The following is a 15,044-nucleotide window of genomic DNA, read 5'->3' on the forward strand; positions in this document are numbered from 1 at the left end:
AATTTGTTGATTACACATCCACTTAATAGGTAGTTTTTTAATCAATAGAAGTTAGCTTAACTTTTACTGTATTAGCATTTATTTATTACCTTTAAACATAAATCCGGATAAGAAATTTGAAAAATAAATCAAATAAAATCATAGGCTTTCATGTTGCATTTTAAAATTTAATAAGATTTTACCTACTTAGCTGGTTGTCTTTTCAGCCATCGCTAATTAGCGACCTTTCGACTTAACTAGAGTACCTGTTAAATCAGAACAGACAGTGCTTTTACCCATAACTTAAGAGTTTAAATATATGTCATTATTATATAAGTCTTTACGTTTTAATTTTTGGAAAAACCTAAGTGTAATAAGTGTTTTGTTACCCAGTTTATCGTTTTCAATGGTTTCCTTAGCTGCGCAAACAGAACCATCAAAAGAGATGGATTCAGCTAAACCACTTTATACGCTTAACGGTAAATTTGACCGTAATACTGTTGCAGGGATTGCGCGTAAATTAGCTGAAGTACCTTACCAAGAACCTGACCTTACTCTACCTGCCAGTTTGCAAGAGTTGAATTACGACGAATATAGAGATATTCGCTTCAATCCTGCCTCTTCTATTTGGGCTAATAGTGAGCTGCCATTTCAAATGCAACTTTTTCATCGTGGTTTTTACTTTAAAGAAACCGTTGAAATAGCGATTGTAGATGACGGAAAATCAACACACTTACGTTATGACCCTAGTCTGTTTACGACGGGGGAGGTGATGCAGAAGCCATTACCAACGGGTGATATTGGGTTTGCCGGGTTGCGTCTTCATAATCCGTTGAATAATGCTGACTACTTTGATGAATTGGCAGTTTTTCAGGGGGGCAGTTATTTTCGATCTTTAGGCAAGGGCCAAGCCTATGGATTATCATCTCGTGGTTTGGCGTTAAAAACTGCGGACCCTGAAGGTGAGGAGTTTCCTAGTTTTCGTGCCTTTTGGATTGAAAAACCTTCAATTGAGTGTACGTCAATTGTTGTCTATGCGCTGTTAGATAGTCCGAGTACAACAGGTGCCTACCGATTTTCCATTCGCCCAGGTGACAATACTGTGATGGACATTGAAGCAACACTTTTTCCGCGAGTTGATTTAGATAAAGTAGGTTTAGCCGCTGAAACAAGCATGTTTATGTTCTCTTCTTATGGTCGAGAAAACGTCGATGATTTTCGTCCACGTGTTCATGATTCCGATGGATTATTAATTCTTAATGGCCGTGGTGAACGTCTATGGCGTCCGTTACGAAACCCTACCAACCTACAAATTAGTGCTTTTGCAGATAATGCGCCCTTAGGTTTTGGTTTAGTTCAGCGTGACCGTGATTTTAATAATTTTCAAGATTTAGAAGCACATTACGAGCGTCGTCCAAGTTTATGGGTAGAGCCTGTGGGTAATTGGGGGAAGGGGGCGGTTGTGTTGGTAGAAATTCCAACCGAGTCTGAAATCAATGACAATATTGTGGCTTATTGGTCTCCTAGTGACGTTATTCCTGCTGGTTCTGAGTATCAATTTTCGTATCGATTATTCTGGGGTAAAAAGCCCACCGTTGAACAAGGCGAAGCGATCGTCGAATCTACAAAAAGTGGCCGTGCAGGCATTAATGGACCAACACCAAAACGCTTATTTGTTATTGATTATACGTTCCCTAATCCCGCTAGTAATGACAATCAACAAACGCCTAAAGCAGCTATAAAAAATTCTGCTGGTGAGGTTCATAATATCGTCGTAACTGACAATCCACATAATAATGGCTACCGCGTTACTTTTGAATTAGATCCTTTGGATGTTGATTTGATTGAGCTGCGCTTAGACTTACAGTTTTCCGATGGTCGTAAAGCCGAAACGTGGATGTATCAATGGACAAATTAAGATCTGCAAAAGTCGCCGAACCTCAACCTAGTGTATTTACTATTAAGCAGGGTATGCCCGATGAAAATATCGGTGATATGGCTGCTCAATCTTTAGGATCTTTTAATGTTAAACATAAACACTCGCCAATTAATGAAAATGGTTGCCGTTCCCATGCATGGCGACGCTGGTTAGTATTAGGTTCTGCTTTATTGTTATCTGTATGGGGCATTAATGAAATGCGCTCGGTATTGACAATTGAACAGGCGACCTTTGTTCAGTATTTATTCCTGTTGTTATTTGGTTTAACGTTTAGTTGGATCACCGTTGCGTTTAGTGGTTCGATAGTGGGGTTCTTTTTAGTGCTTGCTCACAGGCGAACGGTTCCTGAGCGTTTAAGTACTAAGTTGATGAGTCGAACAGCAGTGTTAATGCCTACTTATAACGAAGCACCTGATCAAATATTTGCTTCTATTGAAGTCATGGCAACTGCTATCGGTAACCTTGGAGAGGGCAACGCCTTTGATTGGTTTGTTATTAGTGATACTACTGACCCAGATATTATTTTAGCTGAAGAAGCTGGATTTCATTTACTGCGTCAGCGTATTGGTAAAACGGTTAATGTTTATTATCGCCGCCGCCCTAAAAATAGCGCAAGAAAAGCGGGGAATGTCGGTGATTTTTGTCGTCGATGGGGCAGTAATTATGCGCATTTATTAGTTTTAGATGCCGATAGCTTAATGGAAGCCGATACCATAGTAGAGTTGGCGCGTCGTATGGAAGCAGATCCTGATACCGGCTTAATTCAAACTATTCCTCAGTTAATTAATGGCACCACGTTAATGGCGAGATTACAGCAGTTTGCAACCTGTGTGTATGGTCCCGTGGTCGGTACTGGCCTTGCTTGGTGGACGGATAAAGAAGGTAATTTTTGGGGGCATAATGCAATTATTCGTCGCGAAGCGTTTATGTCTGCTGCGGGGTTGCCAGACCTTAAAGGACCTCCTCCTTTTGGTGGACATATTCTTAGCCATGATTTTGTGGAAGCGGCCTTAATTCGACGTGCTGGTTGGAGCGTGATTATTGCGTCGGATCTCGGTGGTTCCTATGAAGAGTGTCCTCCATCTATGACTGATCTTGCTATTCGAGACCGTCGATGGTGCCAGGGTAATCTTCAGCATAGTCGTGTTATTACTGCAAAAGGTCTGCATTGGGTGAGTCGCATGCATCTATTGACGGGAGTGATGTCTTATTTAGCTTCACCATTATGGCTGTTGCTGATCATGGTGGGGTTAGGGCTTTCTTTACAAGCTGAATATATTCGACCAGAATATTTTGCAAATGAATTTTCATTCTTTCCATCTTGGCCAACAATGGATGCTGCGCGTGCATTGAGTTTATTTATTTTTACCATGGTTATTTTATTTACGCCTAAAACGCTGGGCTTTATTTCATACCTTGTCGATGCAAAATCAAGGAAGCGTGCTGGTGGTTTTATTGTATTAACGTTTAGTTTTATCCTTGAAGTGATCATGTCAGCATTGATCGCACCCATTATGATGTTGATTCATAGTGGTGCGGTTATGTCGATTTTAATTGGACAAGATTCAGGCTGGAACCCGCAACGTCGTGGCGATGGTAGCTTGCCTATTAAATACTTAATATACCGACATCGTTGGCATATGACGTTTGGTGTATTTTTAACCGTAGCAGCTTATTTCAATTCTTTAGCATTATTAGCGTGGTTGTCACCTGCGATTGCTGGCATGTTACTGTCAGTACCTTTATCTATGTTGACGGGATCTTGGAGGTTAGGCGCATTGCTAAAAAAACTGCACTTACTACGTACGCCAGATGAAACTGAAAGGCCGGCGATTCGTCAATCGATGGATGATATTTCACTTATTTATGAGGAATCTATCAAGGTTTGCCCTGATTTAGTGGAATTAGTCAGTGATCAACATTGGCACGCACTCCATTTAGCGTTTATTGATCCTGTTCCGCCGCGCCCTCTTGGACAAGTTAGTTCTATTGAAGCCACGGCAACCATGAAGATAAATGAAGCGACAACAATTAGTGAAGCGGTTAGTTATTTAACTAAACAAGAACAAGCACTTGTACTTGCAACGCCCGAGCTATTCAAGGCGTTATCACGTTTATCTGCAGAGTGATAGGGGATAGGTAAAGCTTCTGTAATAAGTAAAGGGCATAACAGGCTTTAGGTTTATGCCCTTTAGTTTTGTAAAGTAGGTTTACTCATTTTTTGCAAATCTCGCCATAACATTGGAACAACAATCAAAGTTAACAACACATTAGAAAGGGGCAGTGATAACCAAACACCATCGATCCCTAACCATTGCGGTAATAAATATAAAAAAGGTAATTGCAGCACAATGTTACCTATTGAAATTGATAATGCTTTGGCACCTTGATTGACCGACATAAAATAAACGGTAGCAATAAACAAAAAGCCATCTAAGCACAGCGCAAAAAGGTGCAAACGTAAACCTTGTTGCGTTTCAATTGCTAATTCAATATCTGCTTGACTGAATAAGCCAATAAAAAAGTCAGGAAAAAAATTCAATATAACCACTATCGCAATACCCGGTTAGACTACTATTTTTAGCGCCAATATGACGGTGGCTTGGATCTTTTCTGCTTGTTTAGCTCCGAAATAAAAGCTGACGGGTGGTTGCATGCCGTTAGCAATTCCCTCTGCGGTTACATAATATAATGTGGCAATGTAACCAATAATAGCAAATGCAGCGACACTAACCGGCGAACCATAAACCATCAATAATTTATTATGTAATGCAATCACTAAACCAAAATAAAGGAACATAAATAGGCTTGATGCACCTAGTTTAATGATTTTAATGGCTACGCTACTTTTGAAATTCAATCCTTTCAGAGTTAGCTTAGTCTGAGCCTTAGATGAGAAAAAATAAATCATCCCGACACTAAAAACTAAGCATTCTGCAATGACAGTTGCAATGGCTGCTCCCTGTAATCCCAAGGAATAAACGCCAATTAAAAGGTAATCCAGCACAATATTAACCAGTGCGCCAAAAACCATTAAACCCGTCGCAAAGTTTGGGCTATTGTCATTACGAATAAGCATCGGAATAACGGCAGCAGAGATGGCGAAACCAGCACCCCAAGAAAATATACTGAGGTAATTCATACTGTGTGACAATGTATTGCCTGCCGCACCCTGTAGGTTTAGTAATACGCCACCAAAATTGTTTATTAATAGCGTCGATAATCCTGCAAAAAGCACGATCAAATAGAGGCTATTAATCAATATCGCATTAGCTTTATGCGCAGCACCTTGACCACGATAAATGGAGATCAAGCTTCCGCCACCCATACCAATCATTAACCCTAAACCAATAATGACGCCCATTATTGGCATCGTCATATTAATACCAGCTAAACCTTCAAAACCAACATAATGACCAACAAAAATACCATCTATCACTTGATATAAACCATTCACCACCATCGCAGCAACGGAGGGGATCGCATAGCGCCAAAAAACTTTACTGATTGATTTATCAGTTGTGATTGACCTTGTTGAGCTTAAGTGTTTATTTTCACAGCTGAGCGGTGGCACTGATTGTGGAAAATCGATACTTTGGTTTTGCATTTTATTCTCTATTTTTATCTGGCTAATATCTTTATTTGAAAACGATTGGGCTGCACTTGGATAAAAAGTTGTTATCCGCAAGCTACTTTTTGTCTAGGTACGTTATTTGAAATATGTGAACGTTTTTAGTGGCGTTATTATGCTTGTTAATTAGATTGGTGAAAGTTAATATCTATCCGTTAATCGGATACATTGTTTCTTGAATACTTGGTTTCTTGAATACTTAAATATTGAAAGGTAAATATGAATTGGACCTTAGATCAGCTCGATGCATTTGTGCTTTCAGTGCAGCAAGGCTCATTTTCTGCTGCGGCGCGTAAACTCGGAAAAGCACAGTCACGTGTGAGTACGGCTATTGCAAACTTAGAAGCAGACCTTGGGTTTGAGTTATTTAATCGTGATGCGCGTTTACCAGTATTAACGCCATTAGGAGAGGAGATGTACATTGAGGCGCAAGCCGTTTTATCTCAATGCCAACGATTACAATCTCGGGCTTTAACTGCTAGTGATGGTGAAGAGTTAGCATTAACAATAGCCATTGATGAAGCCGTTCCTATTCTTAGTCTTGACTCCTTTTTTGGTGAGGTGAGTCAACGATTCCCGTTGTTAAAGTTAACTATTATCAATGGCTCTCAAGATGATATCGCTAAATGGATTGAAGATAAAACCGCAGACTTTGGTATTTTATTCCATTTAAAAGCGCTGAGTTATGATTTGGAGTTAGAGATTATTAGCCAATTCAAACACGCTTTGGTAGTGTCTGTTGACCATCCTTTAGCGAAGGTACCCGTACCTACTCATGCGCAATTAAATCAATACCGACAATTGGTGATCCGTAATCGTCTCGGAGGGAAACCTGAAAAGTCAATTTCAGTGCAGCATTGGTATGTGGATAGTTATTATCATATTAGTGGTTTAGTCGGGAATGGTATTGGTTGGGCATTGGTGCCTGAACATATAGTTAACGATCAGTGGAATACGGATAAGTTAGTTAAATTATCATCGCAACATATTCCCGATTCATTAATTGTAGAAATGGGGATCGTCAAGCGGCTTGATAAAGGCAAAGGCCCAATCATGAGTTGGATGATCACAGCAATTAAAAAACTATTTAAATAAATCGCTGACTAAACACAAAACAATCTCGATTAGAGTAACTATAAAATAGTTATTTATAAATCAATTGGTTATATTTATTCATTTGAATTTAACTTTGGTTTTAGCTTTAGCTTTAGCTTTGGTTTTGGTTTGGGTTTTAATTTTAGTTAAAGTAACAGCTGATAGTTAAGGGTGATATGGCATTTAATATTATGGGTAGTGATATTTATCTACCACAACAAACTTGGAATGGTGAAGATTTTGATCGCCATTTAGGTTTGAAATTGGGGACAAGCCAACGCAAATATGGTGTTGAAAAACGTTATATTGCCGCATCTCATGAAACCGCTATTATGATGGCGGGTGAAGCGATTATTGGTGCATTAAAAAATGCTTGTATGCGTATACAGGATATTGATTTTATTCTTTATGCCAGTGCAACACACCATCAAACTTTGCCCTATGATGCGGCAGCCGTTTTAGCATATTTAAAAGCACCAGCCCATTTAACTAGCGTTGATATTAACAGCTCCTGTTTGTCATTTTTATCTGCATTAGACTACGCGCAGTGTCTCTTTCTTGCTAAGCGCCATCGACGTATCGTCATTGTTAGCAGTGAGTGTGGTACGGGTATTACATTGAACAAAACGACACCCGCCTCGTTTGAAGTGGCGACACTATTTTCCGATGGTGCCGCAGCTTATGTGTTACAGGCTGATCCGCTTGCAAGCGGTTTTACAGGCGCATTATTTGAGACTCACCATCAAGGTTATGAGCTTTGCCAAGTAAAAGGCGGAGGCAGTGCCATTAACCCACACACGACTGCACATGCTGACTTGGTAACGGCGAGTCAGTTTGAGATGAATGGCAAAGCATTATTTAGGGAAATGGTGAAAGCAGTGCCCACCTTTTTAGAAAAGGGATTAAAACGCGCTGAAGTGAATAAACAACACATTGATTATGTATTACCACATCAAGCAAGCCACCGTGCGATTAATAAATTACCGCGTATCATTGGTTTTGCAGACCATAAAGTGGTTAATAATGTGGCGCAATTAGGCAATCAAATTGCTGCTTCATTGCCTATTAATTTGCATTTTTTACGACAACAAATAGCCCTTGATAGAGAGCAAACAAAACAGTCGAATCCTGCTTCCGACAAACTATTAACATCTAAAACAACATTAAAACCGACAACATTATCTAGACCTACAAAATCATCAGAGCCTAAAACATTAACCACCAAAACAGTATTACTATTTGGTACGGCGGCAGGGTTGTCATTAGGCATGGGGTTATTAACATTATGAGTGCCGATACTATCAATAAAATATCGCTCAAGATATTGATCACCGGTGGTACGGGCATGTTAGGTAGTGCCATTATTCGCTTATACCATCAGCAGCATCAATTACATTTTATCGGACGAGATAAAAACATAGTTAAGCAATTAAGCGATAAATACCCAGTAACGGGGCATATTGTTGATTTAAGTGATGGCCAAGCATTAGCTAAGGTTTTTGAATCCGCTGGTGGTCAGGAAATGCCGATTTTTGATGCCATTATTCATTGTGCCGCCTTTTCTAGTCCTTGGGGAAGTTATGAGCAGTTTTATCAAGCTAATGTGGTTGCCACTGAAAATCTATTGAACCTAGCAAAACAACATAAGGTGACTCGCTTTGTGCTTGTTTCAACGACCAGTGTGTATTTTGATTTTACCGACCGTTGGCTGATCAGTGAGCAAGATAATGTAGCGGAACACTTTTGTAGTGATTATACCGAAACCAAATATTTAGCAGAACAAGTTGTATTAACCACTGCAGCTCAAGAAAAAAATGTCATTAATACTGTGATACTAAGACCGCGTGGCATATTTGGACCGAATGACAGGGCAATTGTACCAAGATTATTAAAGGCGATGCGAGGCCATCGCTTGTTTCTACCTTCGGCAAAAAATCCGGTATTGGATTTAACCTATGTCGATAATGTCGCCGATGCCGCTTTATTAGCCTGTTTAAAAGCACCAAAACTAGAAAATGGCAGTATTTTTAATATTAGTAATGATCAACCAATGCCAGTTAACTTGGTCTTAAAACAGTTACTATCGGCATTGCAACAAGACCAAACAAAACCACTGACATTAACAACCTTACCTTATGCATTATGTGCACCTGTGATTGCCTTAAATGAAAAGCTGTGTCGATATTTACCTCATCAACCAGAGCCTAAGATCACGATTTATAGTGCAGGGTTGTTAAACTTTCACCAAACCTTAAATATTGATAAAGCTAAAAAAATGTTAGGTTATCAGGCTAATGTCAGTATGACTGAAGGAATAAAACGCTATGTCGACTGGACTAAAAATAAAACTGTTTGAAGGCGGACACTGTATTCACCCAGGCTTTGTTGTGAAACCTGGCAGTGGATTAACACCGCGTGCTTTTCCCGCAGCGGTGGCTTTAATTGAACATCCAGAACACGGATTTGTGCTTTTTGATACTGGCTACCATGAACAATTTTTTAATGTCACACGTTCTTTTCCTGAGCGTTTTTATGCTTGGGTGACTCCCTGTAAATTAAAACAGGGAGACTGCATCACAGAGCAATTAAAAGCTGAAAATATTCAACTGAATAAGATAAAGCACCTAGTGTTATCACATTTTCATGCCGACCATATAGCAGCGGTCAGTGAGTTTAAAGCTGCCAGAATTCATTGCACACAAGCAGGACTTGATTCGATACAAAAATCAGGCCGTATTAATGGCGTGCGCAAAGGTTATTTAAAAAAATTATTACCGGCTGCGCTGTTACCACAATTACAAATTCATGGTGATTTTCCGTTACCGATAACACAAGTACTTGGGGAAATGGACCAAGTCTCGCCTGAGATATCATTAATGTGTCGTGACTTATTTAATGATCAGCGTTTATATTTAGTCGCATTGCCGGGACATGCCGCTGGACAAGTAGGGCTATTGTGTCGGCTTGAGCAGCAGTGGGTGTTTTTATTAGCCGATGCCTGTTGGTTAATTGATAGCCTTGCTGAGAATGTAAACCAACATTGGATCGCTAATTTCCTGTGTGATGATATGAGTGAATATCGCCATACATTACAGCAACTCAGGCTTTGTTATCAGCATTATCACCAAGAGATTGAGTTTGTGCCTTCGCATTGTGCAGAAACGATTGATAAGTTAAAAGCCAAAGGTTGGATGCAATGATTGCATTATTAAATGCCTTTTATAAAGCCAGATATCAGCGTTTTAATAACAGAGCAAAATTACAACATTGGCAAGATAAACAAATAAAAAAGCACCTTGATTGGGTGTGTCAGCATTCCCCTTATTATGAGACTTTACAGGGGCAATCTTTAGATCAGTTTCCGATCATCAATAAGCAGATCATGATGAAGCATTTTGATCAGTTAAATACGCGTGGATTAAAACAACAACAATTATTTGAGATCGCTACTGAGGCTGAAAATAGCCGTCAATTTAAACAGTCAAGCATTGGCGATATTACTGTGGGGCTTTCTTCCGGTACCTCTGGCCAGCGAGGATTGTTTTTAGCCAATTCACAGGAAAGGCAAATATGGGCGGGTAATATACTGGGTAAATTATTACCAAATCTACTCACAAAACATCGTATCGCCTTAGTTTTAAGAGCAAATAGCCCACTTTATAGCACCATTAATAAAGGCCCGATTCAGTTCTGTTATATTGATATTACACAGCCGATCGCAGTATGGATGAAACAGCTCGATCAATTTCAGCCCACTTTACTGATAGGCAGTGCACAAGCATTGCAACTTTGTGCATTATTTACTGGTCAATACAGTGCGCTGCCAATTAAACCTACGCGAATTATCTCAGGGGCTGAAGTGCTTACCCCTGCCGATAAAGCAATGATTCAAGAGTCCTTTAAATGTCCGATACATGAAGTCTACCAGTGTACGGAGGGGTTTTTAGGGAGCACAGATCAATTCGGGCAGATGCGTTGGAATGAAGACATCGTGTTCATTGAAAAACATTGGTTAAATGAACAAAAAACGCATTACAGCCCAATCATTACTGACTTTCGTCGACGCACTCAACCGATTATTCGTTATCAACTCGATGATGTTATTAAAGTATCTGATAGTCTAAATAAACTTGGCAGCTTAAAAGAGCCTGCTTGCTTAAAGGGACCAGTTTACTTAAAGGATCATGAGCAATTAATAAATGGATCTAAAACAGTTAGTGTATTTGAAGCCATTGGTGCAATTGCAGGACGTTGTGGTGATTGCTTAATACTCAATACGCAGGGTAAACAAGTACCGCTATTACCTGACTTAATCTATCGAGCTATCAGTTTAAAGCTAACACAACATTGCGATTATAGAATCTCACAAGTCGCTGACAACAAGATTGAAATCGCAGCAGAACTTTCTATGCAAGGACCCATACAGGCTGCGCTGGTGGGACTTTTTACACAGCAAGGTTTATCCTCTGTGGAATTCACTTTTGCGCTTAAACCGACTTGGAACACTGCCAACAAACAACGTCGAGTGGTTAATTTATGCACATCCTGATCACTGGCGCAAGAGCTCCCGTTGCCATTGAATGGGCTCGTCTACTAATGTCTCAAGGGCATCAAGTGTATATGACTGATTGTGCAAAATGTCCCTTAGGGCGGTTTTTAGTCGGAATCAAAGCTTATGCTAAAACGGTCTCTCCAAGAGAAAATCCTGAACAATATCAAAGGCAAGTCATTGCATTAATTGACAAGTATCAAATTCAAATGTTGATCCCTACCTGTGAAGAGATCTTCTATCTGGCCCAGTTTAAGCATTTATTAGCGCAAACAAATTGTTTGATCAGTGACGCTAATTTATTATTAAAATTACATAATAAGTTTGCTGTTTTCGAGATGTTATCGGGTTTAAGTGGCGTGCAGTTACCCAAGACTAAAAAGCTAACATCAACTGAGCAGATTGACCTTGAATGGGATAGTATTTTAAAACCCGTCTTTAGCCGATTTGGCGAGCAAGTGATTCGAGATGTAACAACCAGCGCGATACACAATCTTAATATCTCAGAGTCACGGCCCTGGGTACAACAACAAAAATTAACCGGCCAAGCACTTTGTAATTATGCTTTATTCGATAACGGAAAATTGATTGCTCATCAAGTCTACCGTCCTGCTTATTGTGTTAACGGTTCAGCGGCAACTTACTTTCAACCCGTCGTAAATCATGCCATCAACACCTTTATTAAATCCTATGCGCAAAAGGTTTACTTTCATGGGCAATTATCCTTTGATTTCATCGAACAAAATGGAGAGTATTTTGTGATTGAGTGCAATCCAAGGGCAACCAGTGGATTACATCTTATCGCACATGAACTGCGGTTTTTAGCCATTGAACATTTAAACATTGAAAAAGCAGTCATTCCAAAAGTAACTATTAACAATAATCCATCACAAGCACAATATATTGGTTTCACTATGTTGATTGCAGGTGGGGTTAGCACTTTATTCAGCACCCAAACTTGGCGAGATTTTTTTCAGGCTAAAAATGCGCTTAGTGATAAAACATATCCTCTACAACCTTGGGCTCAGATAATAAGCGGCACTGAGCTAATAATAACAGCATTACTTAACAAGCAATCCTTAGCGGCTGCAAGCACGGCAGGTATTGAATGGAATGGAGAGGTTTGAGTATGCCTAGCTTAAGCGATAAAAATATAACCGATAAGAGAGTAGGTGATAAAGAGGTAAGTGAGAAAAAGACAGGTGAAAGTGAGAAAAGCGCAAATTATTCAACCGAAAATATAAATAAATTAACGGCTTCGCAGTGGCATCAAATCTATTTCAGCATGATGTTACAGGGGCATAAAATAGATCATTTACAGGCTGAATTTTATTGCTATCAACAGCAACAGTTAACGATCCCTGCGACATTATCCATCTCTGGCAAACACCAACAGCAAGGAGCACCATTAAATAACAGTTATGTGGTGTCGCCATTAACCTTGATCACGGGTTATGCAAAAGATGAAATTCCTAAAGTACAATTTTCTGTACTACGCTGGATAAGTTATAAGCTCATTAAGTGTGTTGAAAAACCATTGCAACTAGCCGGTGTGGGAAGTGTTCAAACCTTAAATAACCAATGCTTATCAACGAATATGTATTCAGCGCAATGGGCTAATATTGATTTACCGGCATTACGTAAACAGGCTTTGCAGACCAGTAATGAGCATGCGTTGTTATTACGATCTTTAAATAATCAACAGCATGCAGCTATTATTGAACGATGTGAAAAAGATGCTTGGTTAGCGATTGTTACACGGCAAGTTTACTTACATATAGACTGGCAAGCGGTTGTTGCAGGCAAAGATCTTAAACATGATTTGAAATTATTAAAGCAGCCACAATGGCAATTTAAAAAATTGTTCTTAAAGTCAGATATAAAACGAGCAAAAGTACTCTATGACATGTTGTACTTACAAAAATACAGCGAGCATAATATACAATTTACTTTGTCTTATTTTATCAATGCGGTACAAGCTGGGCTGTTATCTCTTTATGGATTATTTTATCAAGAAAAGATGTTAGCGACCGTTGGCATGGTGATCATTGAGAATAATATGACTTGTCCGATATTAGGTTACGATACTCAGCAACCTCAGAAATTAGCACTGTATCGCCGAGCTTCGGCATTTACCATCGACTACGCTAAACGCCATTATTTACATTTTAATATGAGTTCTGGCGCTCCTGACTTTAAACGCAATCGAAGAGCTAAAGCATGTATTGAATATAGTTATGTGTATTGCCAACATTTAAGTAAACCCAAGCAATATACATGGAAAATATTTGCTTGGTTAACTCAACACTTTTATCGTGCAATACTTGAAAAGCAAGGGCTTTAAGCTCATTGATTATAGTTTTTCATCGTTTTTATAACCTAAACCATTTTCGGAGCACTACTTTAATAGTTAATACTGATTATAAAAGTGGTTACTTGTTAATCTCAGTGATGACTTAGATTGATTAAGTTTTCATGGCGCTTATTGAATTAACCAGTACCTTAATTAGTCAATATCAATCAAAAATAAAGCATTCAATAATCTAAATAGGATGCTTGAAAAATGCTAATTTAAATATATACCCATGCCACCTCTAGGTTGCGCCCCGAAGGGCAAGGCAACTTGCACCAATCTGCATTGTTATAAAATCTCTATGTAGAATATCTATACTTCAATTTTATGCCTAGCATCTCGGTACAATTTGCCTTGCTGACTTTGCATCTTGAGGTAGCATGGGTATAGTTTAATCAGTCAGGATAATAGGGCAGGATAAATGGATATTAAATCAAAGATGCACAGTCAAAAGATTTATAGCTATGACGATCAAACATTGGCTGAACAACAATTACAGTGTTTAGAAGTTTTATATGATTTTAACCAAACAAGACCAAAAGAACAGGCGAAACGTAATGATTTGATGCAACAAATCTTTGCAGAGGTCGGTGATAATTGTTATATCGAGCCGCCGTTACACGCTAATTGGGGAATACATACGCACCTAGGTGACAATGTGTATGCCAATTTCAATTTAACCTTAGTCGATGATACTCATATTTATATCGGTGATGATGTCATGTTAGGGCCCAATGTTACCTTAGCAACGGCGGGACATCCCATCGACCCAGATATTCGTAAACAGGCAACGCAGTTTAATATTCCAATTACTATTGGCTCGAATGTTTGGATTGGGGCTAATACGGTTGTTTTACCAGGTGTGACGATTGGTGAAAATACTGTTATTGGTGCAGGCAGCATAGTGACAAAAGATATACCTGCGAATGTTGTTGCCCTTGGAAGTCCATGTCGAGTGCTTAGAGAAATCAATGACCATGACAAAAAGTATTATTTTAAAAATCGCCGCTATGAATAAGGCAAATATGAATCACAGGCTTATTTTATCATTAAACTATTTTATCATTAAACAAACTCACAAAAAAAATGCCGCTAACTATGTAAGTTAACGGCATTTTAGGTGATGAACCTTTTCCTATCGTCAAAACTATAAGTTAAAACGATAAGTTAAATTAGTTTTGTGTTTTCAGTGTAGTGAAGTGGTAATCCACATCAACCACTGCACGGTAAGCAACTTGATCACGTGTTTGAGCGAACTCTTGGATCGTTACTTTTGATTTATCAATCGCTAAGTCTTGTGCTGGTGAATTGGTGATCACCGTTAGTTCGTGACGTAATTCGTTAGCTGGTAATTTTTTTAGACCATCAATGTAATCAAAACCTGCATCATATGCCGCTGCTTTACTTGTGAACGCATCAGTGGTGAACATTTTATCTGAATGCACAACCTGTGATGCTGCAAAAGCACTTGAACTTACTAATAATGTTGCCGCGACTG

Annotated in this window: 13 protein-coding genes; 10 read left to right on the forward strand and 3 right to left on the reverse strand. The window is 39.1% G+C overall.

Annotated features, from left to right (window positions below; translation table 11 throughout):
• The first annotated feature begins 298 nt into the window (after positions 1-298).
• Positions 299-1,897, forward strand: a complete 1,599-nt coding sequence (locus tag GQR44_RS19025) for a glucan biosynthesis protein G (RefSeq protein WP_166373254.1) — start codon at positions 299-301, stop codon at positions 1,895-1,897.
• The gene (mdoH, locus tag GQR44_RS19030; RefSeq protein WP_166373256.1) at positions 1,885-4,047 is read left to right on the forward strand and encodes a glucans biosynthesis glucosyltransferase MdoH; all 2,163 of its coding nucleotides are present in this window, start codon (positions 1,885-1,887) and stop codon (positions 4,045-4,047) included. The genes GQR44_RS19025 and mdoH overlap by 13 nt, the downstream gene beginning before the upstream one ends.
• A gap of 62 nt (positions 4,048-4,109) precedes the next feature.
• Here the strand turns inward: mdoH and GQR44_RS20085 are convergent, their stop codons facing one another.
• Together GQR44_RS20085 and GQR44_RS19035 are read right to left on the reverse strand one after the other, a co-directional pair.
• Positions 4,110-4,460 (reverse strand): hypothetical protein, encoded by a 351-nt coding sequence (locus GQR44_RS20085; RefSeq protein ID WP_346774377.1) that lies wholly within the window; start codon positions 4,458-4,460, stop codon positions 4,110-4,112.
• Positions 4,461-4,484: 24 nt separating this feature from the next.
• Positions 4,485-5,525: an MATE family efflux transporter gene (locus tag GQR44_RS19035; protein ID WP_346774378.1), complete on the reverse strand. Its 1,041-nt coding sequence runs from the start codon at positions 5,523-5,525 to the stop codon at positions 4,485-4,487.
• A gap of 243 nt (positions 5,526-5,768) precedes the next feature.
• Between GQR44_RS19035 and GQR44_RS19040 the strand changes: the two genes are divergently transcribed.
• The 8 genes from GQR44_RS19040 (at position 5,769) to GQR44_RS19075 (ending at position 14,564) form a co-directional block, all read left to right on the forward strand.
• Complete coding sequence (locus tag GQR44_RS19040) at positions 5,769-6,644, forward strand: LysR family transcriptional regulator (protein ID WP_166373258.1); 876 nt, start codon at positions 5,769-5,771, stop codon at positions 6,642-6,644.
• A gap of 176 nt (positions 6,645-6,820) precedes the next feature.
• The gene (locus GQR44_RS19045) at positions 6,821-7,933 is read left to right on the forward strand and encodes a 3-oxoacyl-[acyl-carrier-protein] synthase III C-terminal domain-containing protein (protein WP_166373259.1); all 1,113 of its coding nucleotides are present in this window, start codon (positions 6,821-6,823) and stop codon (positions 7,931-7,933) included.
• Positions 7,930-9,000 carry an NAD(P)-dependent oxidoreductase gene (locus GQR44_RS19050; protein WP_166373261.1) on the forward strand — a complete coding sequence of 357 codons (1,071 nt, stop codon included), beginning with the start codon at positions 7,930-7,932 and terminating at the stop codon, positions 8,998-9,000. Before GQR44_RS19045 ends, GQR44_RS19050 begins: the two co-directional genes overlap by 4 nt.
• A complete protein-coding gene (locus GQR44_RS19055) occupies positions 8,969-9,844 on the forward strand; it encodes an MBL fold metallo-hydrolase (RefSeq protein WP_166373263.1) in 876 nt (291 codons plus the stop codon). Before GQR44_RS19050 ends, GQR44_RS19055 begins: the two co-directional genes overlap by 32 nt.
• Complete coding sequence (locus tag GQR44_RS19060; RefSeq protein WP_166373265.1) at positions 9,841-11,193, forward strand: F390 synthetase-related protein; 1,353 nt, start codon at positions 9,841-9,843, stop codon at positions 11,191-11,193. The genes GQR44_RS19055 and GQR44_RS19060 overlap by 4 nt, the downstream gene beginning before the upstream one ends.
• Positions 11,181-12,320, forward strand: a complete 1,140-nt coding sequence (locus GQR44_RS19065; protein ID WP_166373267.1) for an ATP-grasp domain-containing protein — start codon at positions 11,181-11,183, stop codon at positions 12,318-12,320. Before GQR44_RS19060 ends, GQR44_RS19065 begins: the two co-directional genes overlap by 13 nt.
• A gap of 2 nt (positions 12,321-12,322) precedes the next feature.
• On the forward strand, positions 12,323-13,537 hold the full coding sequence (locus tag GQR44_RS19070) for a hypothetical protein (RefSeq protein WP_205963130.1): 1,215 nt from the start codon (positions 12,323-12,325) through the stop codon (positions 13,535-13,537).
• 430 nt (positions 13,538-13,967) lie between these two features.
• A complete protein-coding gene (locus GQR44_RS19075; RefSeq protein WP_166373269.1) occupies positions 13,968-14,564 on the forward strand; it encodes a sugar O-acetyltransferase in 597 nt (198 codons plus the stop codon).
• 154 nt (positions 14,565-14,718) lie between these two features.
• On the opposite strand, the gene GQR44_RS19080 is transcribed toward GQR44_RS19075, so the two are convergent.
• Positions 14,719-15,044 (reverse strand): DUF3316 domain-containing protein (locus GQR44_RS19080; RefSeq protein ID WP_166370057.1); only part of this gene is annotated, 326 nt, incomplete at its 5' end.

Origin of the sequence: Psychromonas sp. SA13A (assembly GCF_011378715.1) — a bacterium.
In the GTDB taxonomy this organism is placed as follows: Bacteria; Pseudomonadota; Gammaproteobacteria; order Enterobacterales; family Psychromonadaceae; genus Psychromonas.

What these genes read in the sequence shown, in the direction of transcription:
- GQR44_RS19055 (WP_166373263.1), top strand. Translation starts at nt 8,969, where the DNA reads ATGTCGACTGGACTAAAAATAAAACTGTTTGAAGGCGGACACTGTATT.
- GQR44_RS19050 (WP_166373261.1), top strand. Translation starts at nt 7,930, where the DNA reads ATGAGTGCCGATACTATCAATAAAATATCGCTCAAGATATTGATCACC.
- GQR44_RS19075 (WP_166373269.1), top strand. Translation starts at nt 13,968, where the DNA reads ATGGATATTAAATCAAAGATGCACAGTCAAAAGATTTATAGCTATGAC.
- GQR44_RS19040 (WP_166373258.1), top strand. Translation starts at nt 5,769, where the DNA reads ATGAATTGGACCTTAGATCAGCTCGATGCATTTGTGCTTTCAGTGCAG.
- GQR44_RS19025 (WP_166373254.1), top strand. Translation starts at nt 299, where the DNA reads ATGTCATTATTATATAAGTCTTTACGTTTTAATTTTTGGAAAAACCTA.
- GQR44_RS19045 (WP_166373259.1), top strand. Translation starts at nt 6,821, where the DNA reads ATGGCATTTAATATTATGGGTAGTGATATTTATCTACCACAACAAACT.
- GQR44_RS19060 (WP_166373265.1), top strand. Translation starts at nt 9,841, where the DNA reads ATGATTGCATTATTAAATGCCTTTTATAAAGCCAGATATCAGCGTTTT.
- mdoH (WP_166373256.1), top strand. Translation starts at nt 1,885, where the DNA reads ATGGACAAATTAAGATCTGCAAAAGTCGCCGAACCTCAACCTAGTGTA.
- GQR44_RS19035 (WP_346774378.1), bottom strand. Translation starts at nt 5,525, where the DNA reads ATGCAAAACCAAAGTATCGATTTTCCACAATCAGTGCCACCGCTCAGC.
- GQR44_RS19070 (WP_205963130.1), top strand. Translation starts at nt 12,323, where the DNA reads ATGCCTAGCTTAAGCGATAAAAATATAACCGATAAGAGAGTAGGTGAT.
- GQR44_RS19065 (WP_166373267.1), top strand. Translation starts at nt 11,181, where the DNA reads ATGCACATCCTGATCACTGGCGCAAGAGCTCCCGTTGCCATTGAATGG.